This is a genomic window from Kineosporia sp. R_H_3, assembly GCF_002198675.1.
Lineage (GTDB): Bacteria > Actinomycetota > Actinomycetes > Actinomycetales > Kineosporiaceae > R-H-3.
The window spans coordinates 1-25130 of the sequence record NZ_MWLL01000169.1 but is presented as its reverse complement, the minus strand read 5'-3'; the positions used below and the strand labels follow the sequence as shown (position 1 = coordinate 25130).

The following is a 25130-nucleotide window of genomic DNA, read 5'->3' as shown; positions in this document are numbered from 1 at the left end:
ACATAGATGACGACACCCTTGCCATATGACCGCCGTCACCCGTCGCTAGAGTCGGAGCATGAGCGCAGGGACCGCCCCGGAGGAGCTGACGATCGACCAGCTCGCCGCGGCCGTCGGGCTCACGGTGCGGACCGTCCGGTCGTACACGACGCGCGGGTTGCTGCCGCCGCCCCGGCTGCGCGGGCGCACCGGCCTCTACGGCCGCGAGCACCTCGCCCGGCTGCACGTGCTGCGCGAGATGCTCGACGCCGGCTACACCCTCTCGGCGGCGGAGCAGGTGCTCGCCGTCGCCCCGACCGGGGTCAGCGGCCCCGGCCTGGACGTCTACCGGGCGCTCCTCAACCCCTGGCAGGAGGAGGACCCCGAGCTCGTCGAGGCCGACGTGCTCGCGGCCCGGATGGGCGTCGACCTGGACGCCGGCCGGCTGGCGCAGCTCACCGACCTCGGTCTCGTCCGGGTGCTCCCCGACGGCCGCCTCGAGCTGCCCCGACCCTCGCTCGTCCGGGCCGGGCTGCAGCTGAGCAGCCTGGGGATCGGCATGGACGACGTCCTCGCGACCCAGGCCGTCCTCGACCGGCACGCGAAGGCGATGGCCCAGGCGTGCGTCGATCTGTTCCGCAGCACCGTCTGGGGGCCGTTCGAGGCCGCCGGGCAGCCCGAGGAGGGCTGGCCCGCCGTCCGGGACGCGTTCCAGCGCGCGCTGCCGCTCGCCTCGCAGTCGGTCCTCGTGACCTTCCGGCAGGCGCTCGCGGACCAGATCGCCCGCGCGGTGGCGGAGGCCGCCGCGGGGCGCGCCGGGGCGGCGGAGCCGAACCCGTAGGCGGCTGTCGCCCCTCGACGGCAGGATGTCCGCCATGGCTACCCCCGCCGAGGAGCTCGACGTCGCCGGTACGCCCGTGCGGCTGTCGAACCCCGACAAGGTCTACTTCCCGCAGCTCGGCGCCGACGGCGGCACCAAACGCCATCTCGTCGAGTACTACCGCACCGTCGCCACGCTGCCCACGGGCGCGGACGGCACCCCGCCGATCGTGCGGGCCCTGCGCGACCGGCCGACGTACCTGCAGCGCTTCCCCGACGGCATCGAGGGCGAGGAGGTCTACCAGAAGCGGCTGCCGCCGAAGGTGCCCGACCACGTCCGCTCGTGCCGGGTGACGTTCCCCTCCGGCCGGCACGCCGACGCGCTGCGGGTCGTCGACCCGGCCAACGTCGTCTGGGGCGCCAACCTGGGCACGGTCACCTTCCACCCCTGGCACGCCCGCTGCCCCGACGTGGAGCATCCGGACGAGCTGCGCATCGACCTCGACCCCCAGCCCGGCACCGGGTTCACCGAGGCCCGCACCGTGGCGTGCGACGTGGTCCGGCCGCTGCTGTCCGACCTCGGCATCGTCGGCTACCCCAAGGCGAGCGGCGGTCGCGGCGTCCACGTCTACGTCCGGATCGAGCCGCTCTGGACGTTCACCGAGGTCCGGCGGGCCGCGATCGCGTTCGCCCGCGAGGTCGAGCGCCGGGCCGGCGGCCTCGTGACGACCGCCTGGTGGAAGGAGCAGCGCGGCGAGCAGATCTTCGTCGACTACAACCAGAACGCCCGGGACCGGACCATCGCGTCCGCGTACTCCGCCCGCCGGACGCCGCGCGCGACCGTCTCGACCCCGCTCACGTGGGACGAGCTCGCGGACGCCGAGCCCGACGACCTGACGATCGCCACCGTGCCGGCGCTGCTCGCCCGGCGCGGCGACCCGATGGCGACCCTCGACGACGTCGCGCACTCCCTCGAGGCGCTCCTCGAGCTCGCGGAGCGCGACGAGGCCGGTGGCCTCGAGGACCTGCCGTACCCGCCGAACTACCCGAAGATGCCCGGCGAGCCGAAACGTGTGCAGCCGAGCAAGTCCCGCGCCGACACGGTCGGCAACGCGCCGCCCGTCGGCCAGGGCCTGCCGGACCTGCCCGGGGAGGGCTGACCCGGCGCCCTCGTCCCGGGGACGACGCAACGAGGGCCCGGCACCGGTGTCCGGTGCCGGGCCCTCGCCCCTGCGTCCCCCGCCGGGGCTGTCCTTCGTGCGCGGACCCTCGGGTCAGCGCACCGGGCCGAGCGTCTGGTCCTCGGCCGGCACCTGGAGGGCGCCGGTCATGATGGCGACGACGTCGGTGATGCTCACGGACTTCGGCGTGATGACCGCCGCCCGCTTGCCGAGCCGCTGGACGTGGATCCGGTCGGCGACCTCGAAGACCTGCGGCATGTTGTGCGAGATGAGGATGACGGGCATCCCCCGCTCGCGCAGGTTCTGGATGAGCCGCAGGACCTGGGCGGACTCCCGGACGCCGAGGGCGGCCGTCGGCTCGTCGAGGATGATGACCCTGCTGCCGAACGCCGCGGCGCGGGCGACCGAGACCGCCTGCCGCTGACCGCCGGAGAGCGTCTCGACGGCCTGCGCCATGTTCTGCAGCGTGCCGATGCCGAGCTCGGTCATCTGGGCCTTGGCCGCCTTGCGCATCCCGGCGCCGTCGAGCATCCGCAGGACCGAGCCGAGCGGGCCGGTCTTGCGGATCTCACGGCCGAGGTACATGTTCGTCGCGATGTCGAGCGCGGGGGCGACGGCCAGGGTCTGGTAGACCGTCTCGATGCCCATCGCGCGCGCCTCGTTGGGCCGCTTGAAGCTCACCTGCTGCCCGTCGAGGAACATCTCCCCGGTGTCCGGGATCTCCGCGCCGGACAGGGCCTTGATGAGCGTCGACTTGCCCGCGCCGTTGTCGCCGATGACGGCGAGCACCTCGCCCGGGTAGAGGGCGAAGTCCGCCCCGTCGAGCGCGACGACCCGGCCGTACGTCTTGACGAGGCCGCGGCCCTCGAGGACCGGCTGCACCGTCGAGGTGCCGCCGCCGGTCGTCGTCGTGGTGGTCTCGGTCATGCCCGTGCCCTCCGGATCCACTGGTCCGCCGTGACGGCGACGATGATGAGGGTGCCGATCGCGAGCCGCTTGTAGGCCTCGTCGAGGCCCGCGACCGACAGCCCGTTGTCGACGACGCCGACGATGAGGGCCCCGATCAGGGTGCCGAAGACGCGGCCGCGGCCGCCGAACAGGCTCGTCCCGCCGATGACGACGGCGGTGATGGAGTCGAGGTTCGCGTCGATGCCGCTGTTCGGGCTCGCCGCGTTGACCCGGCCGATGAGCACCCATCCCGCGATGCCGAAGATGACGCCCGCCGTCGCGTAGACGCTCAGGAGGACCCGGTTGACCTGGATACCGGCCAGCCGCGCGGCGTCCGGGTCGTCGCCGACCGCGTAGACGTGCGTGCCCCAGGCGGTGTAGCGCAGCACGTAGGCGAAGACCAGGTAGAGCGCGATCATGACGAGCACGCCGTAGGTGATCGTGAAGCCGCCGGGCAGGAGCACCGGCTTGCCGAGCCACTTCAGCTCGTCCGCGAGCTCGCGGTTGCGGACCGTGCGGCCCGTCGCGTAGAGCAGCGTCAGCGAGGTGAAGATGCCGAGGGTGCCGAGCGTGACGATGAACGGGGGCAGGTTCACCCGGGTCACGAGCAGGCCGTTGATGAGGCCGGCGATGCCGCCGACGAGGATGCCGAGGAAGAGCGCCGGCAGACCGGCGACGCCCTGGTCGAAGGCGAGCTTGGCCATGACCATCGACGAGAAGACCATGACCGCGCCGCAGGAGAGGTCGATGCCCGCGGTGAGGATGATGAGGGTCTGGCCGAGCGCCAGCGTCGCGGTGACCGCGGTCTGCTGGGTGATCGTGCCGAGGTTGCCGGGCTGCGCGAAGAGCGACGTGATGCTGGAGAAGATGATGAGGGCGATGACGAGCACGACCGCCGGGCTGAGCCACGGGTAGGCGTGGAGGATGCCCTGGAGGCGCTGGATCGGGGACTGCCGGTCGAGGAACTCCTCGGCCGCGTCGTAGCCCGCGGTGGTCGCGGTGGCATCGGTCACGACGCCCGCCTTTCTGAGAGTCGGTGGAGCCAGACCCACCCGCCGGGTTCCCCTCGACGGTGAGGTGGGTCACAACCTAGGACAGCGGAGGGGGCAGCCACCAGGGGTGGTGGCTGCCCCCTCCGTCGATCTGTCGATCACCTGTCGTGAGTCACGGAGCGTGCCTCACGCAGCGGGCCGGATCAGCCCCAGGCGTTGTCGAGGCCGTACTGCGGGTCCTTGCTGTCGACACCCGCGATCGGCGTGTTGGCGATGAGCGTGACGCCCGTGTCGAAGAAGTCGAGACCCGGGGTGACCTCGGGCTTCTTGTTGTTCTTCACGATGTCGACGATCGCCTGGACGCCGAGCTCGGCCATCTTCAGCGGGTACTGCTGCGAGGTGGCGTCGATGACGCCCGCCTTCACGTCCTCGACGCCGGACTTGCCGCCGTCGACGGAGACGAGGATGTAGTCCGCGGGCTTCTTGCCCTTGGCGCTCATCGCCGCGTCCGCACCGGCCGCGGTCGGCTCGTTGATCGTGTAGACGACGTTGATGTTCGGGTTCTTGGCGAGAAGGTTCTCCATACCCTTCTGGCCGCCCTCCTCGTTGGCGCCGGTGGCCTCGTTGCCGACGATCTCGTAGTCGCCGCCCTTGCCGCCGGTGTACTTGCCGGTCTTCGGCTCGTCGCCGTTGACCTTGCCGTCGCCGACCGGGATCCCCATGCCCTCGAGGAAGCCCTGGTCCCGGTTGTAGTCGACCGAGACGACCTTGTCGTCGAAGATGTCGAGGAGCGCGATGACGGCCTTCTTGCCGTCGAGCGCCGCCGCCGCGTACTGGCCGATGAGCTGGCCGGCCTTGCGGTTGTCCGTCGCGAACGTGATGTCGACGGTGTCGGCCGGGTCCGGCGGGGTGTCGAGCGCGATGACGAACAGACCCGCGGCGCGGGCCTTCTCGATCGCGTCGTTCACGCCCGTGGACATCGGCGTGATGAGGATGCCCTTCTGCTTGGTCGAGATCGCGTTCTCGATCGCGTCGATCTGACCCTGGTCGTCACCCTCGGCCTTGCCGGACGCGATGGTGATGTCCACGCCCTGCTTCTCGCCGGCCGCCTTGGCGCCGGCCTGCATGGCGACGAAGAACGGGTTCGTGGAGTCCTTGGTGATCAGCGAGACGGCGATCTTGTCGCCGGCCGCCGCGGTGTCGCTGCTCCCGGCGGTCGCCGAGACGTCCCCGCCACCGGAGCTGCTGCCGCCGCAGGCGGCGAGCACGAACGAGGCGGTGACCGCCACACCGAGAAGCGTCGCCGACCGGCGGCCGACACCCCTCGTGCTGTTCCAGCGAGCCATGTAGCACGCTCCTTCGCGTCTGTCGGGCGGTCCAACCGCCCTGACATCGTTGTCGGAGCATGTCTAGCCACCGCAGTCGTAGCGCGTCAAGGAGTTGACGGGCAGGACCTCTGTCTGTGATGACAACGTTATTTTCCCGTGCTGCGTCCGTGAGGCGCCGACACGGCGCGACATCACGTCACGTAGCGCGTCGGGACGCCTGCGAACGGGTGACGCGTCAGGCCGTGCGGGCCACGACGGCCGCGGCGAAGGCGCGCAGGGCGGACGTCGCGGAGCCCTCCGGCAGCGGCGCGAGGGCGTCGACGGCCTCCTGCGCCCAGCGGGCCGCCTCGGAGCGGGCCAGACCGGTCGCGGGGTGGTCGCGCAGCAGCGCGACGGTCTCGGCGAGCTCCGCGTCACCCGAGAGGTCGCCGTCCAGCAGCTCGACGAGCCGCAGGGACGCCGCGTCCCCGTGCTCGGCCGCGTGCCGGCGCACGAGCAGCGTCGGCAGCGTCGGGACGCCCTCGCGCAGGTCGGTGCCCGGCGTCTTGCCGCTCGTCGCGCCGTCGCTCATGAGGTCGATGACGTCGTCGGCGAGCTGGAAGGCGACCCCGACCCGCTCCCCGTAGGCGACGAGCACGTCGAGGACGTCCGGGCCGCAGCCGGCGAACATCGCCCCGAACCGGGCGGAGGTCGCGATGAGCGAGCCGGTCTTGTCGGCGAGCACCTGGATGTAGTGCGCGACGGGGTCCTCGCCGTCACGCGGGCCGATCGTCTCGTGGAGCTGGCCCAGGCACAGCCGCTCGAAGGTCTCCGCCTGGATCCGGACCGCCTCCGGGCCGAGCCCGGCGACGATCGTCGAGGCCCGGGCGAAGAGCAGGTCACCGGTGAGGATCGCGACCGTGTTGCCCCACACCTCGTGCGCGGCGGGCGCCCCGCGGCGCATCGGCGCGGAGTCCATGACGTCGTCGTGGTAGAGCGTCGCGAGGTGGGTCAGCTCGACGACGGTGGCCGCGTCGAGGATCTCGCGCCGGTCCGGGTCGCCGAGGTGCGCGGCGAGCAGCGCGAGCATCGGCCGCACCCGCTTGCCGCCGGCCGACACGAGGTGCCGGGACGCGTCGTCCGCGAGCGGGTCGGTCTGGCGCACCGCCGCCCGCAGCGTCGCCTCCACCTCGGCCAGCCCTGCGCGCAGCCGGGCGTCGAGGTGCTCGTCGACGAGGCTGAGGTCGAGGGCGGCCGTCGCCGGGGTGACGGACGCCCCGACGAGGGCGGGCTGCTGGTCGCTCACGGCCTGGACCACGGCGCGGCTCGATCAGGTCGACGGTGGAGGTTCACGCGGACGAGCGTCTCACGGCAGGAACGCCGAGGCGCCCTGGGTCAGGTCGAGGACCACGGTCGGGAACACGCCCAGGAGCAGCGTCGCGAACGCCGCGACGCTCACCGCGACGACGACCGGGACGCCCGGGGTGGCGACGACGGTCGTCGGCCCCGACGGCTCGCTGAAGTACATGAGGACGACGACCCGCAGGTAGAAGAACGCCGCCACGGCGCTCGCGAGGACACCGACGAGCGCGAGCACCCAGCCGCCGCCCGCGACCGCCGCCGAGAAGACGGCGTACTTGCCGATGAAGCCGCTCGTGAGCGGGATCCCGGCGAAGGCGAGCAGGAACAGCGTGAACAGGCCCGCGAGCAGCGGGGACCGGCGGCCGAGACCCGCCCACTGGGACAGGTGCGTCGCCTCGCCGCCGACCGCGTCGCCGTCGCCGGCGTCGCGCACGAGGGTGACGAGCGCGAACGCGCCGACCGTCGAGAACCCGTACGCGAGCAGGTAGAACAGCACGCTCGAGACGCCGGACCGGGAGTAGGCGAGGATGCCCGTGAGGATGAACCCGGCGTGCGCGATCGAGGAGTAGGCGAGCATCCGCTTGACGTCCGTCTGGACGATGGCGATGACGGCGCCCACGACCATGGTGAGGATCGCGACGCCCCACAGGGCCGGCGTCCAGTCCCAGCGCGCGCCCGGGAGCGCGACGTACGAGACCCGCAGGAGCGCACCGAAGGCGGCGATCTTGGTGCACGCGGCCATGAAGCCGGTGACCGGCGTCGGGGCGCCCTGGTAGACGTCCGGCGTCCAGATGTGGAACGGGGCCGCACCGACCTTGAAGAGCAGGCCGACCGCGAGCAGCGCGATGCCGAGCAGCAGCAGCGGGTCCTTGCCGACCGGGCCGCTGTCGCCGCTGATCGCCTGCGCGATGTCGAACAGCCGCACCGAACCGGCGAAGCCGTAGAGCAGCGCGGCACCGTAGAGGAAGAAGGCCGAGGAGAACGCCCCGAGGAGGAAGTACTTGAGGCTCGCCTCCTGCGAGAGCAGGCGCCGCCGCCGGGCCAGGCCGCACATGAGGTACAGCGGCAGCGAGAAGACCTCGAGGGCGATGAACATCGTCAGCAGGTCGTTCGCGGCCGGGAAGAGCATCATGCCGCCGACGCTGAACATGAGCAGCGGGAAGACCTCGGACTGCACGAGACCCGCACGCCGGGCCAGGCTCTCCGCGGGCGACCCGGGGACGGCGGAGGCCTGCGGCGTGAAGGGGCCGCCGGACTCGACGGTGCGCTCGGCCATCGTGAGGACGGACAGCAGCGACAGCACGAGGATCGAGCCCTGGAGGAAGAGCGCCGGCTTGTCGACGACGACCGCGCCGACGATGCCGCCCACCGCCGCGCCCGCCGAGCCCGCGGTCTGCAGGACGCGGCCGTCGACCGCGACCGCGCCGACGAGGGCGGCACCGGCGACGAGACCGAGGACCGCGACGCCGACCTGGATCCGGAAGCGGGACCCCCGCGGGGCGAAGGCCTCGACCATGACGCCGACGATCGCCGCCGCGAAGACGACGAGCAGCGGCGAGACGGCGAAGTAGTCCACCTTCGGCGCCGGGATGGTCCCGGCCGCCGTGAGGACGTCGGCCAGGCTCGGCGCTGCGGACACCAGCGGGGTCACGGGGTCGTCCCTTCAGCCGCGGGCGTGATGCCGGCGACGGTCGGTTCCGGGTCGGTCACGCCGACCTGCTGCATCGTGCGCTCGACGGCCGGGTTGAGGACGTCGAGGACGGGCTTGGGGAAGAAGCCGAGGGCGATGATGACCGCGATCAGCGGGGCGACGACGAACGCCTCCCGGGCGTCGAGGTCGCGCCAGCCGGCGGCGTAGTCCCGCTTCGGGCCGGTGAACATCCGCTGGTACGTCAGGAGGATGTAGAGCGCCGCGAGGATGATCCCGACCGTCGCGACGATCGCCGCCGCCGGGTAGCGGGTGAACGTGCCGACGAGCACGAGGAACTCGCTGACGAAGCTCGACAGCCCCGGCAGCGCCAGGCTCGACATACCGGCGACGAGGAAGACCCCGGCGAGCAGCGGCGTGCTGCGCTGCAGGCCGCCGTAGTCCTCGATCCGGGCCGAGCCGCGGCGCGCGATGAGCATCCCCGCGACGAGGAACAGGGCGGCGGTCGAGAAGCCGTGGTTCACCATGTAGAGCGCCGACCCGGACTGCCCGTACGAGGTCATCGCGAAGACGCCGAGCACGATGAAGCCGAAGTGCGAGATCGACGTGTAGGCGATGAGCCGCTTGAGGTCGCTCTGGCCGATCGCGAGGAGCGCCCCGTAGATCACCGAGACGACCGCGAGGACGATGACGACGGGGACGGCCCACTTGCTCGCCTCGGGGAACAGCGGCAGGCACAGCGTGAGCATCCCGAAGGTGCCGACCTTGTCGAGGACGCCGACGAGCAGGACGGCGACGCCCGCGGGCGCCTCCGCCGCGGCGTCCGGCAGCCAGGTGTGGACCGGCCACATCGGCGCCTTGATCGCGAAGGCGAGGAAGAACCCGAGGAAGATGAGCCTCTCGGTCGCGGTGCCGGAGAAGTCGAGGCCCGTGAGCTTGTCCGTGAGGAAGCCGTCGGGGCCGCCGGGGCCCTGGACGTACAGCGCGATGACGGCGACGAGCATGACGAGCCCGCCGAAGAGGCTGTACAGGAAGAACTTCACCGCGGCGTAGCGCCGGTTCGGGCCGCCGAAGAACCCGATGAGGAAGTACACCGGGACGAGCATCGCCTCGAAGAAGACGTAGAAGAGGAAGACGTCGCGGGCGGCGAAGACCCCGATCATGAACGTCTCGAGGACGAGCATGAGGGCGAAGAACGTCTTCGACTGCTCGGGGTCCAGCTCGTTCCAGCCGGCGAGCACGCAGACCGGCACGAGGACGGCGGACAGCGCCACCATCGTCAGCGCGATCCCGTCGACGCCGAGCGCGTAGCTCACGCCGAGGTCGGGGATCCAGCGGTAGGTCTCGGCGAACTGGTACTCGCCCGCCGTCGAGACGTCGAACTGCAGCGCCATCGCGAGGGTGAGGACGAGCGCCACGACGGACGTCGCGAGGGCGACGACCCGCGCCTTCGCGGCGGGCGTGAACGGCAGCCACACGGCGAGGGCGCCGACGAGCGGCACCGCGCCGATGAGGGTCAGCCAGGGCATCGTGACTCCTGCTCTCAGACTCGGACGGCGAGGATGCCGAGGGCGACGACGAGGACGCCGGCCAGCATGGACGTGGCGTACGACCGGACGAACCCGGTCTGCCAGCGGCGCAGCCGCCCGGCGATGCCGCCGATGCCGGCGGCGACGCCGCGGACCACCCCGTCGACCCCGCGGTTGTCCACGAAGACGAGGCTGCGGGTGAGGTACTGGCCGGGGCGCATGAGGAGCGCCTCGTTGACGTCGTCCTGGTAGAGGTCGCGGCGGGCGGCCCGGGTGAGCAGCGACCCTCGGGGGGCCTCCTGCGGGACCGTGGCCGCCGCGCTGCCGTACCGGGACCAGGCGAAGAACGCGCCGCCGAGGACCAGGGCGACCGTGATCGCCATGAGGACGTACTTCGGGATGACCGGCTCGCCCTCGACGCCGCCGCCGGTGACCGGCTCGAGCCAGTGCTCGAAGCGGCTGCCGGACCACAGGAGGAAGCCGAGCGCGGCCGACCCGACGGAGAGCACGATCATCGGGACGGTCATGAGCGCCGGGCTCTCGTGCGGGTGCGCCTCCTCCGGCCAGCGCTTGCGGCCGCGGAAGGTCATGAAGAACAGGCGCGACATGTAGAACGCGGTGACGGCGGCGCCGAGCATCGCGGTGAGCCCGAAGACCCACGGCCGCCAGCCCTCGCCGGTCGCGAACGCCGTCTCGATGATGCCGTCCTTGCTCCAGAAGCCGGAGAACGGCGGGATGCCGAGGATCGCGAGCCAGCCGAGGCCGAACGTCGCGTACGTCGTGACCATCGCCGTCGACAGGCCGCCGAAGCGGCGCATGTCCACCGAGTCGTTCATGCCGTGCATGACAGACCCGGCACCGAGGAACATCCCGGCCTTGAAGAAGCCGTGGGTGAGCAGGTGGAAGATCGCGAAGTAGTAGCCGATCGGGCCGAGGCCCGCGGCGAGCATCATGTAGCCGATCTGGCTCATCGTCGATGCGGCGAGCGCCTTCTTGATGTCGTCCTTCGCGCAGCCGACGACGGCCCCGAAGACCAGCGTGACGGCGCCGACGATGACGACGACGAGCTGCGCGGTGGGCGCGCCCTCGAAGATCGGGCCGGAGCGGACGACGAGGTAGACGCCGGCGGTGACCATCGTCGCGGCGTGGATGAGCGCCGAGACCGGCGTCGGGCCGGCCATCGCGTCGCCGAGCCAGGACTGCAGCGGGAACTGCGCCGACTTGCCGCAGGCCCCGAGCAGGAGCATGAGCCCGATCGCGGTCAGCAGCCCCTCGGAGGCCTTGTCCGCGTTCGGCAGCACCTCCGCGAAGGACACCGTGCCGAACCCGGCGAACATGAGCATGATCGCGATCGACAGGCCGAGGTCACCGACCCGGTTGGCGATGAACGCCTTCTTCGACGCCGCGGCGTACGCCGGGTTGTGGTTCCAGAAGCCGATGAGCAGGTACGAGGCCAGACCCACGCCCTCCCAGCCGACGTACAGCAGGAGGTAGTTGTCGGCGAGCACGAGCAGGAGCATCGACGCGACGAACAGGTTGAGGTAGGCGAAGAACCGGCGGCGGTCCGGGTCGTGCTCCATGTACGCCACGGAGTAGACCAGGATCAGCGACCCGACGAACGTCACGAGCAGCACGAACGCGACCGACAGGGGGTCCAGCTGGAGCCCGGCCGAGACGTTGAAGCCCGTGCTCTTGTCACCGGCCGGCACCCAGTCGAACAGGTGCAGGTTGCGCACCCGCTGCTCGGCGTCCAGGCCGCGCAGGTCGAGGAAGAGCAGCGCGCCCCAGACGAACGAGGCCCAGGACAGCGCGACGGCGAGCCAGTGGCCCCACGCGTTCGTGCGACGCCCGCCGAGGAGCAGGACGGCCGCGCCGAGCAGGGGCAGCCCGACGAGCAGCCACGCGCCGGTCTGAAGGGTGCCCGACGCGGCCTCGGCCGTCGCCCGGGTGCCTTCGGCGATCAGGGGTGTCACCGGTTCGCCTCTCAGTACTTCAGCAGGTTCGCGTCGTCGACCGAGGCCGACCGACGGGTCCGGAAGATCGTCATGATGATGGCCAGCCCGACGACGACCTCGGCGGCGGCCACGAGCATGACGAACAGCGCGATGACCTGGCCGTCGATGTTCCCCGCCATCCGGGCGAAGGTGACGAAGGCGAGGTTCGACGCGTTGAGCATGAGCTCGACGCCCATGAACACGATGATCGCGTTGCGCCGCACGAGGACGGTCGTGCCGCCGATCGCGAACAGCACCGCCGACAGGTACAGCCAGGACACGAGGTTCACTTCCGCGCTCCCTCGTTCGGGCCCAGGACCGAGGTGCCGTCGTCCGCGACGTCGGCCTCGTGGGTGAGCGGGTTCTCGAGCTCGTCGCGCACCGCGTTGATCTCGTCGACGTGGTGCTGGGTGCCGAGCATCTGGCCGCGGGTCGCGAGCACCCGGGAGACCGACAGCTCGGACGGCGTGCCGTCCGGCAGGAGCGCCGGGGTGTCGACCGCGTTGTGCCGGGCGAAGACGCCGGGGGCGGGCAGCGGGGCCTTGACGGCGCCCTCGCGGATCCGCTTCTCGGACAGTTCGCGCTGGCTCGGCCGCGGCACGAGGCGCTCGCGGTGGGCGAGCATCATCGCGCCGACCGCGGCGGTGATGAGCAGCGCGCCGGTGACCTCGAAGGCCCAGACGTACTGGCCGAAGATCTTGCCCGCGATCGAGGTGATGTTGCCCGGGTTCGCGTTGACCTCGGTGAGGCCGACCGAACGGGCGAAGGTCACCTGGCGCAGGGCCGAGACGAGCAGCACGGCCGCACCGATGCCGAGCACCGTCGCCGCGGCGCGCTGGCCCTTGATCGTCTCGATGAGCGAGTCGGAGGAGTCGATCCCGACGAGCATGAGGACGAAGAGGAAGAGCATCATGACGGCGCCGGTGTAGACGAAGATCTGCACGCTGCCGAGGAACGGGGCCTGCTGGGCGAAGTACACGATGCCCAGGCCGATCATCACCAGCGCCATGCACAGCGCCGCGTGGACCGCCTTCTTCGCGAAGACCAGGCCGAGCGCACCGAGCACCATGACCGGGGCGAGCACCCAGAACAGGACGGTCTCACCGCCGCCCATGTCCCCGGCGGCCCCGACGAGGGCCATCGACTGCGTCACAGGTGCACCTCTGTCTCGTCCGGGCCGGAGCTGCGCGCGTCGACCCAGGCCTGCTGCTCGGGGACGGCCTCGGTCACCGAGCCACGGTAGTAGTCCTTCTCCGTGGTGCCGGGAACCATCGGGTGCGGCGCGGCGACCATGCCGGGCAGCATCGGCCCGAGCAGGTCCTGCTTCTCGTAGATGAGCCCGGCCCGGCTGGGGCCGGCGAGCTCGTACTCGTTCGTCATCGTCAGCGCCCGGGTCGGGCAGGCCTCGATGCACAGGCCGCAGAAGATGCAGCGCAGGTAGTTGATCTGGTAGACGCGGCCGTACCGCTCACCGGGCGAGAACCGCTCGTCGGCGGTGTTGTCCGCACCCTCGACGTAGATGGCGTCCGCCGGGCAGGCCCACGCGCACAGCTCGCAGCCGATGCACTTCTCGAGCCCGTCGGGGTGCCGGTTGAGCTGGTGCCGCCCGTGGAACCGGGGCTGGGTCGGCACCTTCTCCTCGGGGTACTCCTCGGTGACGACCGGCTTGAACATCTCCATGAAGGTGACGCCGAAGCCCGCGACCTTGTCGCGCAGCCGGGGCGACGGCTCCGGCTGCTCCCAGCCGTCGGGGGCGGCGGTGCGGCGCTCGACCGCACCTCCGTCACCGCTCGTCGCTACCTCGCGGTCAGCCACCGCGCACCTCCCCGGACGCCGAGCCGTCGGCGTCGTCGATCGTCGTGTCGTCGAGGTCGTCCGCGTCGTCGAGGTCCGCGGCGTCGTCGGAGCCGGACTCCTGCGCCCAGGACGCCTCCCCCACGGCACCGACCGCCACGCCCGCCGCGACGGGCACCCGGCCGTTCGTGCGGACGAGCCGCTGGCCCGGCATCGGCGGCACCGGGAAGCCGCCCGCGAACGGGTCGAGCTCCTCGGGCACCTCGCGGCCCCGGTCGTCGTCCGGCTCCTTGAAGAACCCGAACACCCAGAACAGGACGAGCACCGCGACGAGGATCACCGCCGCGCCGACCATCCGGGTGCGGAAGGTGGCGTCCGCCGAGTTCACCAGGCCGCGCAGGATCGAGGCCACGAGGACCCAGACGAGCGCGAACGGGATGAGCCGCTTCCAGCCGAAGGACATGAACTGGTCGTACCGCAGCCGCGGGAGCGTGCCGCGCAGCCAGATGAAGACGAAGAGGAACGCCCAGAGCTTGAGGGTGAACCAGAGCATCGGCCACCAGCCCTGGTTCGCGCCCTCCCAGAGCGACAGCGGGAACGGGGCCCGCCAGCCGCCGAGGAAGCACGTCGTCGCGATCGCCGAGACGGTGACCATGTTGACGTACTCGGCGAGGAAGAAGAGCGCGAACTTCAGCGAGGAGTACTCGGTGTGGAAGCCGCCGACGAGCTCGCCCTCGGCCTCCGGGAGGTCGAACGGTGCGCGGTTCGTCTCGCCGACCATCGAGATGCAGTAGATCGCGAAGGCCGGGAAGATCTGGATCGCGTACCAGGAGGGCATGTCGAGCGTCATGCCGAGGAACGGCACGGTGCTGCCCGACGCCTGCGCCTCGACGATCGCCGAGGTCGACATCGTCCCGGCGTAGAGGAAGACGCTGATGAGCGCCAGGCCCATCGCGATCTCGTAGCTGATGACCTGCGCCGTGGAGCGCAGCCCGCCGAGCAGCGGGTACGTCGAGCCGGACGACCAGCCGGCGAGCACGAGCCCGTAGACGCCGACCGCGGCGACCGCGAGGACGTAGAGCACCGCGACCGGCAGGTCGGTGAGCTGCAGCGGCGTCACGACGTCGGTGAAGGGGATCTTCGCCTCGGGCCCGAACGGGACGACGGCGAACGCGATGAAGGCGGTCGTCGCGCTGATGAGCGGCGCGAGGACGAACACGACCTTGTCGGCCGCCTTCGGCGTGATGTCCTCCTTGAGCGCGAGCTTCACGCCGTCCGCGAGGGACTGCAGGAGGCCGAACGGGCCGAGCCGGTTCGGGCCGGGCCGGGACTGCATCCGGCCGACGACACGCCGCTCGGCCCAGATCATGATGAGCGTCGTCAGCACGAGGTAGACGAAGATGAACAGCGCTTTGCCGAGGACGACCCAGCCGTTGTCGTTGCTGAAGTCGGCCTTCGGTGCCTCGGCGACGAGCCCTGCGAGGGCGCTCATGCGTCCGCTCCTGTCCGGGAGAGGGTGACGACCCCGCCGGCGTCCGCGCCGAGGGTGGCGCGGACCGCGCTGCCGGGCGAGTTGGCGGGGAGCCAGACGACACGGTCGGGCATCGGCGTGACGACGGCGGGCAGCGTGACCGCGCCCCGCCGGGTGGCGACGGTGACCGGCTCGCCGTCGGCGACCCCGGCCTCCGCGGCGGTGGCCGCCGAGAGCCGGGCGACCGCCCGGTGCGCGGTGCCGGCGAGGTAGGGCTCGCCGTCCTGCAGCCGGCCGTTGTCGAGCAGGAGGTGCCACGTCGCGAGGACGGCCTCCCCCGGGCCCGGCTGCGGCGGCTCGGCGGCGGAGACCGACGGCGCGTCGGCCCGCTCGCCCTCCCAGGCGTCGAGCTCGGCGATCTCGCCGCGGACCCGGTCGACGGTCCGCAGGCCGAGGACGACGTCCATCGCGTCGGCGAGCGAGTCGAGCACCCGGAAGTCGCTCATCGCGTTGGAGGCGAGGGCGGCGCCGAAGTGCCGCCAGCGACCCTCCCAGTCGACGAACGTGCCGGCCTTCTCCTGCACCGGCGCGACCGGCAGGACGACGTCCGCGTGCTCGGTGACCGCGCTCGCGCGCAGCTCCAGGCTCACGACGAACGGCGTGACGCGCAGCGCCTCGGTGGCGAGCGCCGGGTCCGGCAGGTCCGCCGGGTCGACACCGCCCACGACGAGCGCGCCGAGGTCGCCCGCGGCGGCCGCGGCGAGGATGCCCGCGGTGTCCCGGCCCGGGCGGACCGGCAGCCCCTGGACGTCCCAGGCGGCCGCGACGTCGATCCGGGCACCGGCCTCGGTGACCGGCCGGCCGCCGGGCAGCAGGTTCGGCAGCGCGCCCGCCTCGACGGCGCCGCGCTCACCGGCCCGGCGCGGGACCCAGGCGAGCCGGGCCCCGGTCGCCGTGGCGAGCCGGACGGCGGCGCTCAGGGCGCCGGGGACGCCGGCGAGACGCTCGCCGACGAGGATGACCGCGCCCGGGGTCCGCAGGCCCTCGGCGGCCGCGGCCACCTCGGGGGCCCCGGTCGCGACCGCGTCGAGGACCTCGGCCTCGGTGCTCGGTGCGGCCGGCAGCAGGGCGGCACCCAGCTTGGCCAGGCCGCGGCTGCGCCAGGGGGCGACCGCGTGGACGACCTGGCCCTTCGCGACGGCCTTGCGCAGGCGCAGGAAGACGATCGGCGACTCCTCCTCGGGCTCGAGCCCGACGAGGAGCACCTGCGGCGCGGCCTGCAGGTCGGCGTACGTGACGCCGAGACCGGCGCCCGCGACGGCGTGCGCGAGGAACGCCGCCTCCTCCGCCGAGTGCGGCCGGGCCCGGAAGTCGACGTCGTTCGTGCCGAGCGCGACGCGGGCGAACTTGGCGTACGCGTAGGCGTCCTCGACGGTGACACGGCCACCGGTGAGCACGGCCGCCCCGGAGCCGGCCTTCGCGGCCGCGAGGCCCTTGGCCGCGACGTCGAGCGCCTCGGGCCAGGACGCCGTCCGCAGCTCACCGGTCTCCTCGTCCCGCACGAGCGGGGTGGTGATCCGGTCGGCGGCACCCGCGTACTGGAAGGCCCAGCGGCCCTTGTCGCAGTTCCACTCCTCGTTGACCGCCGGGTCGTCGTCGGCGAGCCGGCGCAGCACCGAGCCGCGGCGGTGGTCGACGCGGATCGCGCAGCCGCTCGCGCAGTGCTCGCAGACGCCGGGGGTCGACACGAGGTCGAACGGGCGGCTGCGGAACCGGTACGCCGCACCGGTCAGCGCGCCGACCGGGCAGATCTGCACGGTGTTGCCGGAGAAGTAGCTCGCGAACGGCTGGCCCGACTCGTCGAGCATCGCGTCGCCCTGGGTCGGCACCTCGGAGTGGAACCCGAGGACCGTCGGGGAGAACGTGCCGATCTGCTGCTTGGCGCCGCGCATCTGCAGGTCGATGAACGGGTCGCCGGCGATCTCCTTGGAGAACCGCGTGCAGCGCTGGCAGAGCACGCAGCGCTCGCGGTCGAGGAGGACCTGGGTCGAGATCCGGATCGGCTTGGGGAAGGTGCGCTTGGTCTCGGTGAAGCGCGTGCTCGCCTGCCCGTTCGCCATCGCCTGGTTCTGCAGGGGGCACTCGCCGCCCTTGTCGCAGACCGGGCAGTCGAGCGGGTGGTTGATGAGCAGCAGCTCCATGACGCCGCGCTGCGCCTTCTCGGCGACCGGGCTGGTCTGCTGGGTGCGCACGACCATGCCGGGGCTGACCTCGAGCGTGCAGGAGGCCTGCGGCTTGGGCATCGGCCGCAGCGACCCGTCGGGGCCGGGCGTGGCCACCTCGACGAGGCACTGCCGGCAGGCGCCGGCGGGGGCGAGGAGCGGGTGGTCGCAGAACCGCGGGATCGCGATCCCGATCTCCTCCGCGGCCCGGATGACGAGCGTGCCCTTGGGCACGCTCACCTCGACGTCGTCGATGGTGACGGTGACGAGGTCCGGCGCGGGCGGCGTCGGGGACCCGGACGGCGGGTTGGCCGTGACGGTCATCAGGCGTTGGCCCCTTCGAAGAGCGTCGAGCGCACCGGGTCGAACGGGCAGCCGCCGTTCGTCAGGTGCGCGACGTACTCGTCCCGGAAGTACTTGATGGACGACGTGATCGGGCTCGTCGCGCCGTCGCCGAGGGCGCAGAACGAGCGGCCGAGGATGTTGTCGCAGATGTCGAGGAGCTTGTCGAGGTCGGCCTCGCTGCCGTTGCCCTCCTCGAGGCGCTTGAGCACCTGGACGAGCCAGTACGTGCCCTCGCGGCAGGGGGTGCACTTGCCGCAGGACTCGTGCTTGTAGAACTCGGTCCACCGCAGGACGGCGCGCACGACGCACGTCGTGTCGTCGAAGATCTGCAGCGCCCGGGTGCCGAGCATCGAGCCCGCCGCGCCGACCGACTCGAAGTCGAGCGGGGTGTCGAGGTGCTCGTCGGTGAACAGCGGGGTCGACGACCCGCCCGGCGTCCAGAACTTCAGGTCCCGGCCGCCGCGCACGCCGCCGGCCATGTCGAGCAGCTCGCGCAGCGTGATGCCGAGCGGGGCCTCGTACTGGCCGGGGCGGGTCACGTGGCCGGAGAGCGAGAAGAACCCGTAGCCGGTCGAGCGCTCGGTGCCCATGCTCTTGAACCAGTCGGCGCCGTTGCTGACGATCGACGGAACGCTCGCGATGGACTCGACGTTGTTCACGACGGTGGGTCGCGCGTAGAGGCCCGCGACCGCCGGGAAGGGAGGCTTGAGGCGGGGCTGGCCGCGCCGGCCCTCGAGGGAGTCGAGCAGCGCCGTCTCCTCGCCGCAGATGTACGCGCCCGCGCCGGCGTGGACGACGATGTCGAGGTCGAAGCCGGTGCCGAGGATGTTGTCGCCGAGGTAGCCCTTGGCGCGCGCCTCCTCGACCGCCGCGAGCAGGCGGCGGTAGACGTGCACGACCTCGCCGCGCACGTAGATGAACGCCTTGTGGCAGCCGATGGCGTAGCTGGTGATGATGACGCCCTCGATGAGGAACTGCGGCGTCGCCATCATGAGCGGGACGTCCTTGCACGTGCCCGGCTCGGACTCGTCGGCGTTGACGACGAGGTAGCGGGGGCCGCCGTCCGGCTTCGGCAGGAAGCTCCACTTGAGCCCCGTCGGGAAGCCTGCGCCGCCGCGGCCGCGCAGGCCTGAGTCCTTGACGAGCGTCACGAGGTCGGCCGGGTCCATGGCGAGCGCCTTGCGCAGCGCCGCGTAGCCGCCGTTGCGCTCGTAGGTCTCGAGCGTCCAGGACTTGCGGTCGTCCCAGAACGCGGAGAGGACCGGGGTGAGCGTGGTGGCCATGCGTCAGCCCTCCTTGCCGTCGGACGACGGGGTCGTGCCGGAGCCGGCGGCCGGCGCCGTCCAGCCCTTCTGGCGGGCCAGCGCGGTGCCGCGGTTGCTCGCGGTGCCCGCCCCGACGCCCTCGTCCGCGCGGCCGTCATTGAACCCCGCGAGGACCCGCGAGACCTCCTTGAAGGAGCAGACCTTCGACGCGCCGCGGGTGGGTGCGACGGCCTCGCCGCCGCGGAGCCGGTCGACGACCTCGCGGGCGCTGCCCGGCGTCTGGTTGTCGAAGAACTCCCAGTTGACCATCATCACGGGCGCGTAGTCGCACGCCGCGTTGCACTCGACCTTCTCGAGGGTGATCGCGCCGTCGGCCGTCGTCTCGTCGTGACCGATGCCGAGGTGCTCCTCGAGGGCGGTGAAGATCTCGTCGCCGCCCATGATCGCGCACAGCGTGTTCGTGCAGACCCCGACGGTGTACGTGCCGTTGGGGTGCCGCTTGTACTGCGTGTAGAACGTCGCGACCGCGGCGACCTCGGCGGTCGTGAGGTCGAGCATCTGCGCGCAGAACGCGATCCCGTCGGGGCTGACGTAGCCCTCCTCGCTCTGCACGAGGTGGAGCATCGGCAGCAGCGCCGAGCGCGGCACCGGGTAGCGGGCGATGATCGCCTGCGCGTCCGCGGCGAGCCGCTCGCGGGCCTCTTCGGTGATGGGCATCAGCGGTCAACGCCTCCCATGACGGGGTCGAGCGAGGCGACGGCGGCGATGACGTCGGCGATCTGGCTGCCTTCGCACATGGCCGCGACGGCCTGGAGGTTGACGAACGACGGGTCCCGGAAGTGGGCCCGGTACGGCCTGGTCCCGCCGTCGGAGACCAGGTGGACGGCGAGCTCGCCGCGGGGCGACTCGACGGCCTGGTAGACCTGCCCGACAGGGACCCGGAAGCCCTCGGTGACGAGCTTGAAGTGGTGGATGAGCGCCTCCATCGAGGTGCCCATGATCTCGCGGATGTGGTCGAGGCTGTTGCCCATGCCGTCCCCGCCGATGGCGAGCTGCGAGGGCCAGGCGATCTTCTTGTCTCCGATCATGACCGGGCCCGGGGTCTGCTCGAGGCGGGTCAGGCACTGCTCGACGATCCGCAGCGACTGCTTCATCTCCTCGAGGCGGATCCGCAGGCGCCCGTAGGCGTCCATGGAGTCCCACGTGACGACGTCGAAGTCGTACGTCTCGTAGCCGCAGTACGGCTCGAGCCGGCGCAGGTCGTGCGGCAGGCCGGTGGAGCGCAGGACCGGGCCGGTGATGCCCAGGGCCATGCAGCCCGCGAGGTCGAGGTAGCCGGTGTCGACGAGGCGCGCCTTGACGAGCGGGTTCTCGTTGCTCAGCTTCTCGAGGTCGCTGATGTCGCGGCGGATGTCCGGCAGCGCGTCGCGGATGAAGTCGACCGCGCCCTTGGGCAGGTCCTGCGCGAGGCCGCCGGGGCGGATGTACGCGTGGTTCATCCGCAGGCCCGTCACGTGCTCGAAGAGCTTGAGCAGGCGCTCGCGGAGCCGGAAGCCGACGGTCATGACGGTGAGCGCGCCGATCTCCATGCCGCCGGTCGCGATGGCGACGTCGTGCGAGGAGATCCGGTTGAGCTCCATGAGCAGCACCCGGGCGATGGTCGCCCGCTCGGGCACCTCGTCGGTGATGCCGAGGAGCTTCTCGACACCCAGGCAGTAGGCCGTCTCCTGGTACAGCGGGGTCAGGTAGTCCATCCGCGTGACGAACGTGACGCCCTGGGTCCAGGTGCGGAACTCCATGTTCTTCTCGATGCCGGTGTGCAGGTAGCCGATGCCGCAGCGGGCCTCGGTCACCGTCTCGCCGTCCAGCTCGAGGATGAGCCGGAGCACGCCGTGCGTCGACGGGTGCTGCGGCCCCATGTTGACGACGATGCGCTCCTCGCCGAGGCTCGCGGCCTCCTCGGCGATGTCGGTCCAGTCGCCGCCGGTGGCGGTGAAGACCTTGCCCTCGGCGGGCTCGCTCTCCGTCGCGCCGTACGCGTCGTCCACGGTGTCGTCGATCGTCCGGTCAGTCATCAGCTGTACGACCTCCGGGTGTCGGGCGGCGCGATGGTCGCGCCCTTGTACTCGACCGGGATGCCGCCGAGCGGGTAGTCCTTGCGCTGCGGGTGGCCGGGCCAGTCGTCGGGCATCTCGATGCGCGTGAGCGCGGGGTGGCCGTCGAACTGGATGCCGAAGAAGTCCCACGTCTCGCGCTCGTGCCAGTCGGCCGTCGGGTAGACCTCGACGACCGACGGGATGTGCGGGTCGGCGTCCGGGCACGTGACCTCGAGACGCAGCCTGCGGTTGTTCGTGATGGAGAGCAGGTGGTAGACGGCGTGCAGCTCGCGGCCGGACTCCTCCGGGTAGTGCACGCCGCTGACGCCGGACAGCAGCTCGAAGCGCAGGTCCGGCTCGTCGCGCAGGGCGCGGACGACCTCGAGCAGCCGCTCGCGGTGCACGTGGAGCGTCATCTCGCCGCGGTCGACGACGACCGACCCGACGGCGTCGCCGAACGCGGTGCCGTCGGCCCCGAGGGCCGCCTCGAGCGCGTCGGCGACGGCGTCGAAGGAGCCGCCGAACGGGCGGACGGACGGCGGGGGCAGGGCGACCGTGCGGACCAGGCCGCCGTACCCGGAGGTGTCACCGGCGTCGTGCGCGCCGAACATGCCCTGGCGGCGCGCGACGACCTCGGCCTGGGGTGCCGTCGTCGCCAGTGCCGCGGCGTCGGGTCCCGACTCGTCGTTCGTGGTCAACGAAGGAGCCCCTTCATCTCGGACGTCGGCGTGGCGTTCAGCGCGGCCGCCTCGGCCGCCTGCGCCGCCTTGACCCGGTTCACACCGAGCGGCGCCGACTCGATCTCCTTGTGGAGCGTGAGGATCGCGTTGATGAGCATCTCCGGGCGCGGCGGGCAGCCGGGCAGGTAGATGTCCACCGGGACGATGTGGTCCACGCCCTGGACGATCGCGTAGTTGTTGAACATGCCGCCGGAGGAGGCGCACACGCCCATGGAGAGCACCCACTTCGGCTCGACCATCTGGTCGTAGATCTGCCGCACGACGGGAGCCATCTTCTGGCTCACCCGGCCGGCGACGATCATGAGGTCCGCCTGGCGCGGCGAGGCGCGGAAGACCTCCATGCCGAAGCGTGCGAGGTCGTACTTGGGGCCGCCCGTGGTCATCATCTCGATGGCGCAGCAGGCCAGGCCGAAGGTGGCCGGCCACAGCGAACCGCGGCGGAAGTACCCCGCGATCGTCTCCACCGAGGTCAGCAGGAAGCCGCTCGGCAGCTTCTCCTCGATACCCATGACTACCTCTCAGCGTTCGGTCGCGGCGCCGCCGCGGGCGGACCGGCCGCCGTCTGCTGCGGAGACCGGGACGGGTGGACGCGTCATCTGATGCTCGTCAGCCTGCTTCAGTCCCACTCGAGCCCGCCGCGCCGCCACACGTAGGCGTAGGCGACGAAGACGGTGCCGATGAACAGGACCATCTCGATGAGCGCGAACGTCCCGAGCGCGTCGAACGCGACGGCGTACGGGATGAGGAACACGCTCTCGATGTCGAAGACGATGAAGAGCATCGCCACGAGGTAGTACTTGACCGGGAAGCGCCCGCCGCCGGCCGCGTGCGGCGTCGGCTCGATGCCGCACTCGTACGCGTCGAGCTTGGCGCGGTTGTAGCGCTTGGGACCGGACAGTGCCCCTGCGACCACGGAGAACACGGCGAAGCCCGCCGCGATCGCCGCCAGCGCGAGGATCGGCACGTAGGGGTTCACGACGTCACCCTTTCAGCTGCCACGTTCTGCGTGCGGGAGCGGCCACGGCGACCGCCCCGAGCGCAGGTCGCGCCCATCCTAGGGGGCCACGTGCGGTGGTCTTGACACGGCTCGCCTGTGGTGCTTCGACAGCCCACCTCAGGCCGCCGGGGCGATCTTCGTGAGGCCGTTGATGATCCGGTCGAGGGCGTCGCCGCCGCGCGGCTCGGTGAGGTTCGCGAGCATCTTCAGGGTGAACTTCATGAGCGTCGGGCGGGGCAGCCCGTAGCGGGTGGCCACCTTCATGACCTCGGGGTGTCCGATGAGCTTCACGAACACCCGGCCCAGCGTGTAGTACCCGCCGAGGGCGTCCTTCATGGCCGCCGGGTAGGCCTGGAGCGCCTTCTCGCGGGCCGCGTCGTCCGGGCGGGCGAGCGCCTGCGTGACGACGTCCGCGGCGATCCGCCCCGACTCCATCGCGTACGCGATGCCCTCGCCGTTGAACGGGTTCACCATGCCGCCGGCGTCGCCGACGAGGAGCATGCCGCGGGTGTAGTGCGGCGTCCGGTTGAAGCCCATCGGGAGCGCGGCGCCGCGGATGGGCTGCGTCATGTTCTCCTCGGTGTAGCCCCACTCCGGCGGCATCGTCGCGACCCAGCGCTTGAGCAGGTCCTTGTAGTCGACGTTGCCGAAGGCGCCCGAGGAGTTGAGGATGCCCAGGCCGACGTTGCTCGTGCCGTCGCCGACCCCGAAGACCCACCCGTAACCGGGCAGCAGGTTCGAGCGGTTCGGCTCGCCGTCCCACAGCTCGAGCCACGACTCGAGCCAGTCGTCGTCGTGCCGCGGGCTCTTGAAGTACGTGCGGACGGCGACCCCGAGCGGCCGGTCGTCGCGCTTGGCGATGCCGAGCGACAGCGCGAGGCGCGCGCTCACGCCGTCCGCCGCGACGACGAGCGGCGCGCGGTAGGTGACCTCGTCACCGACGCGGCGGCCCTGGTCGTCGACCGGGCGGGCGGTGACCCCGACGACCCGGCCGGAGCGCTCGTCGAGCACCGGGCCGGTGACGTTCGTGCGCTCGAGGATCTTCGCGCCGCTCGCGGTCGCGTGCCGGGCGAGCGTCTCGTCGAAGTCCAGCCGCGGGCGGACGAGGCCGTAGTCGGGGAACGACGACAGCTCCGGCCAGGGCAGCTGCAGCCGCATCCCGCCGCCGATGATGCGCAGGCCGTGGTTGCGGATCCAGCCGTCCTCGGGGCGGGTCGGGATGCCCAGGGCGACGAGCTCCTTGACCGCCCGCGGGGTGAGGCCGTCGCCGCACACCTTCTCGCGGGGGAAGGCCGTCTTCTCCAGGACGAGGACCTCGTGCCCGGCCCGGGCCAGGTAGGCCGCGACGGTCGAGCCGGCAGGACCGGCGCCGACGACGATGACGTCGGCGTCCTGCCCGGCGCCCGCCCGGTCCGCGGGGGTGGGGCTGCTCGCGCTCACGTTGGTGCCTCGCTGCGTCTCGGTGGCGTCTCGTGGCCAGGTGGACTGGACCGGACTGCTGCGCTGGTCCGGGTGCTGCCGCGCGCCGCATTGTGCGCTTGTGAAGTTCTTCACGAACTCCACGGCGAGTGTACGGCGGCCCGGGAACACCCCGCGCGCCGGAGCCGCGGACCCGCCGCGGACGCAGCGGCGGCGGGTCGCTCGCGGGTCGCTCGCCGGTGGGTCAGGGGCGGGTCGCGCGGTGCAGCGCGACGATCCCGCCGGACAGGTTGCGGTAGGTGACCTGCTCCCAGCCGGCGTCCTTGATCCGGACGCCGAGCGCCTGCTGGTCGGGCCAGGCGCGGATCGACTCGGCGAGGTAGCGGTAGGACTCGGGGTTCGAGGAGACGACCCGGGACATCGCGGGGAGCGCCTTCATGAGGTACTCGGTGTAGACCGTCCGGAACGGCTTCCAGACCGGCTGGGAGAACTCGCAGACGACGATCCGGCCGCCGTGCCGGGTGACCCGGCGCATCTCCCGCAGGGCCGCGGCGGTGTCGACGACGTTGCGCAGCCCGAAGCTGATGGTCACCGCGTCGAACGCGCCGTCCGCGAACGGCAGCCGGGTCGCGTCACCGGCGACGAACGGCAGGTCGGGGCGGCGCCGCTTGCCGACCCGGAGCATGCCCTGCGAGAAGTCGCACGGGGTGACGAGCACGCCGGCCTCGTGGAAGGGCAGGGACGACGTCCCGGTGCCGGCCGCGAGGTCGAGCAGTCGCTCCCCCGGGCGCATGTCGAGCGCGGCGACGACGGCCCGGCGCCACCGGCGGTCCTGGCCGAGGGACAGGACGTCGTTCGTGCGGTCGTAGCGCTCGGCGGTGTCGTCGAACATGGCCGCGACCTCGTGCGGCTGCTTCTCCAGGCTGGCGCGGGGCATGGTCGAATCGTCGCAGGCCGACGCCTGGTACGTCAGCCCGGGGGCGGCGGGGCCGGTCAGCCGGGCAGGTCCCAGGAGGTCGGCG

Annotated in this window: 22 protein-coding genes; 2 read left to right on the top strand and 20 right to left on the bottom strand. The window is 71.9% G+C overall.

Features of this window, described 5'->3' with window-relative positions; genetic code table 11:
- Window positions 1–58: 58 nt before the first annotated feature.
- Together ECOMGDLI_RS18320 and ECOMGDLI_RS18315 are read left to right on the top strand one after the other, a co-directional pair.
- The gene (locus ECOMGDLI_RS18320) at window positions 59–820 is read left to right on the top strand and encodes a MerR family transcriptional regulator (protein ID WP_088318289.1); all 762 of its coding nucleotides are present in this window, start codon (window positions 59–61) and stop codon (window positions 818–820) included.
- Between the two features lie 34 nt (window positions 821–854).
- The gene (locus ECOMGDLI_RS18315; RefSeq protein WP_158221055.1) at window positions 855–1958 is read left to right on the top strand and encodes a DNA polymerase domain-containing protein; all 1104 of its coding nucleotides are present in this window, start codon (window positions 855–857) and stop codon (window positions 1956–1958) included.
- Between the two features lie 114 nt (window positions 1959–2072).
- Here ECOMGDLI_RS18315 and ECOMGDLI_RS18310 read toward each other — a convergent pair whose 3' ends face one another.
- The 20 genes from ECOMGDLI_RS18310 to ECOMGDLI_RS18215 all read right to left on the bottom strand — a co-directional run bounded on the left by ECOMGDLI_RS18310 (window position 2073) and on the right by ECOMGDLI_RS18215 (window position 25045).
- Window positions 2073–2906: an ATP-binding cassette domain-containing protein gene (locus tag ECOMGDLI_RS18310; RefSeq protein ID WP_088318297.1), complete on the bottom strand. Its 834-nt coding sequence runs from the start codon at window positions 2904–2906 to the stop codon at window positions 2073–2075.
- A complete protein-coding gene (locus ECOMGDLI_RS18305; RefSeq protein ID WP_088318288.1) occupies window positions 2903–3940 on the bottom strand; it encodes an ABC transporter permease in 1038 nt (345 codons plus the stop codon). The genes ECOMGDLI_RS18310 and ECOMGDLI_RS18305 overlap by 4 nt, the downstream gene beginning before the upstream one ends.
- Window positions 3941–4122: 182 nt before the next feature.
- On the bottom strand, window positions 4123–5265 hold the full coding sequence (locus ECOMGDLI_RS18300) for a substrate-binding domain-containing protein (RefSeq protein WP_088318287.1): 1143 nt from the start codon (window positions 5263–5265) through the stop codon (window positions 4123–4125).
- Window positions 5266–5482: 217 nt separating this feature from the next.
- Window positions 5483–6532 (bottom strand): polyprenyl synthetase family protein, encoded by a 1050-nt coding sequence (locus tag ECOMGDLI_RS18295; protein WP_198954970.1) that lies wholly within the window; start codon window positions 6530–6532, stop codon window positions 5483–5485.
- Between the two features lie 60 nt (window positions 6533–6592).
- Window positions 6593–8227 (bottom strand): NADH-quinone oxidoreductase subunit NuoN, encoded by a 1635-nt coding sequence (nuoN, locus tag ECOMGDLI_RS18290; RefSeq protein ID WP_088318296.1) that lies wholly within the window; start codon window positions 8225–8227, stop codon window positions 6593–6595.
- Window positions 8228–8235: 8 nt separating this feature from the next.
- The gene (locus ECOMGDLI_RS18285; RefSeq protein WP_088318285.1) at window positions 8236–9765 is read right to left on the bottom strand and encodes an NADH-quinone oxidoreductase subunit M; all 1530 of its coding nucleotides are present in this window, start codon (window positions 9763–9765) and stop codon (window positions 8236–8238) included.
- A gap of 14 nt (window positions 9766–9779) precedes the next feature.
- Window positions 9780–11729, bottom strand: coding sequence for an NADH-quinone oxidoreductase subunit L (nuoL, locus tag ECOMGDLI_RS18280; protein ID WP_369812769.1), 1950 nt, complete (start codon window positions 11727–11729; stop codon window positions 9780–9782).
- Between the two features lie 20 nt (window positions 11730–11749).
- The gene (gene nuoK, locus ECOMGDLI_RS18275) at window positions 11750–12049 is read right to left on the bottom strand and encodes an NADH-quinone oxidoreductase subunit NuoK (RefSeq protein ID WP_088286347.1); all 300 of its coding nucleotides are present in this window, start codon (window positions 12047–12049) and stop codon (window positions 11750–11752) included.
- Window positions 12046–12873, bottom strand: a complete 828-nt coding sequence (locus ECOMGDLI_RS18270) for an NADH-quinone oxidoreductase subunit J (protein ID WP_369812768.1) — start codon at window positions 12871–12873, stop codon at window positions 12046–12048. The genes nuoK and ECOMGDLI_RS18270 overlap by 4 nt, the downstream gene beginning before the upstream one ends.
- A 35-nt stretch (window positions 12874–12908) precedes the next feature.
- Window positions 12909–13574 carry an NADH-quinone oxidoreductase subunit NuoI gene (gene nuoI, locus ECOMGDLI_RS18265; RefSeq protein ID WP_088318283.1) on the bottom strand — a complete coding sequence of 222 codons (666 nt, stop codon included), beginning with the start codon at window positions 13572–13574 and terminating at the stop codon, window positions 12909–12911.
- Complete coding sequence (nuoH, locus tag ECOMGDLI_RS18260) at window positions 13567–15045, bottom strand: NADH-quinone oxidoreductase subunit NuoH (protein WP_088318282.1); 1479 nt, start codon at window positions 15043–15045, stop codon at window positions 13567–13569. The genes nuoI and nuoH overlap by 8 nt, the downstream gene beginning before the upstream one ends.
- Complete coding sequence (locus tag ECOMGDLI_RS18255; protein WP_088318281.1) at window positions 15042–17570, bottom strand: NADH-quinone oxidoreductase subunit G; 2529 nt, start codon at window positions 17568–17570, stop codon at window positions 15042–15044. The genes nuoH and ECOMGDLI_RS18255 overlap by 4 nt, the downstream gene beginning before the upstream one ends.
- The gene (nuoF, locus tag ECOMGDLI_RS18250) at window positions 17570–18874 is read right to left on the bottom strand and encodes an NADH-quinone oxidoreductase subunit NuoF (protein WP_088318280.1); all 1305 of its coding nucleotides are present in this window, start codon (window positions 18872–18874) and stop codon (window positions 17570–17572) included. The genes ECOMGDLI_RS18255 and nuoF overlap by 1 nt, the downstream gene beginning before the upstream one ends.
- 3 nt (window positions 18875–18877) lie before the next feature.
- Window positions 18878–19573 carry an NADH-quinone oxidoreductase subunit NuoE gene (gene nuoE, locus ECOMGDLI_RS18245; protein WP_088318279.1) on the bottom strand — a complete coding sequence of 232 codons (696 nt, stop codon included), beginning with the start codon at window positions 19571–19573 and terminating at the stop codon, window positions 18878–18880.
- Entirely contained in the window at window positions 19573–20931 is a 1359-nt protein-coding gene (locus tag ECOMGDLI_RS18240) for an NADH-quinone oxidoreductase subunit D (protein ID WP_088318278.1), read from the bottom strand. The genes nuoE and ECOMGDLI_RS18240 overlap by 1 nt, the downstream gene beginning before the upstream one ends.
- Window positions 20931–21650 (bottom strand): NADH-quinone oxidoreductase subunit C, encoded by a 720-nt coding sequence (locus ECOMGDLI_RS18235; RefSeq protein ID WP_088318277.1) that lies wholly within the window; start codon window positions 21648–21650, stop codon window positions 20931–20933. Before ECOMGDLI_RS18235 ends, ECOMGDLI_RS18240 begins: the two co-directional genes overlap by 1 nt.
- Window positions 21647–22201, bottom strand: coding sequence for an NADH-quinone oxidoreductase subunit B family protein (locus tag ECOMGDLI_RS18230; RefSeq protein WP_088318276.1), 555 nt, complete (start codon window positions 22199–22201; stop codon window positions 21647–21649). The genes ECOMGDLI_RS18235 and ECOMGDLI_RS18230 overlap by 4 nt, the downstream gene beginning before the upstream one ends.
- Before the next feature lie 107 nt (window positions 22202–22308).
- On the bottom strand, window positions 22309–22668 hold the full coding sequence (locus ECOMGDLI_RS18225; protein WP_088286365.1) for an NADH-quinone oxidoreductase subunit A: 360 nt from the start codon (window positions 22666–22668) through the stop codon (window positions 22309–22311).
- A 138-nt stretch (window positions 22669–22806) separates the two neighbouring features.
- Window positions 22807–24129: a geranylgeranyl reductase family protein gene (locus ECOMGDLI_RS18220; RefSeq protein WP_088318275.1), complete on the bottom strand. Its 1323-nt coding sequence runs from the start codon at window positions 24127–24129 to the stop codon at window positions 22807–22809.
- A 223-nt stretch (window positions 24130–24352) separates the two neighbouring features.
- A complete protein-coding gene (locus ECOMGDLI_RS18215; RefSeq protein ID WP_088318294.1) occupies window positions 24353–25045 on the bottom strand; it encodes a demethylmenaquinone methyltransferase in 693 nt (230 codons plus the stop codon).
- Window positions 25046–25130 lie beyond the last annotated feature (85 nt).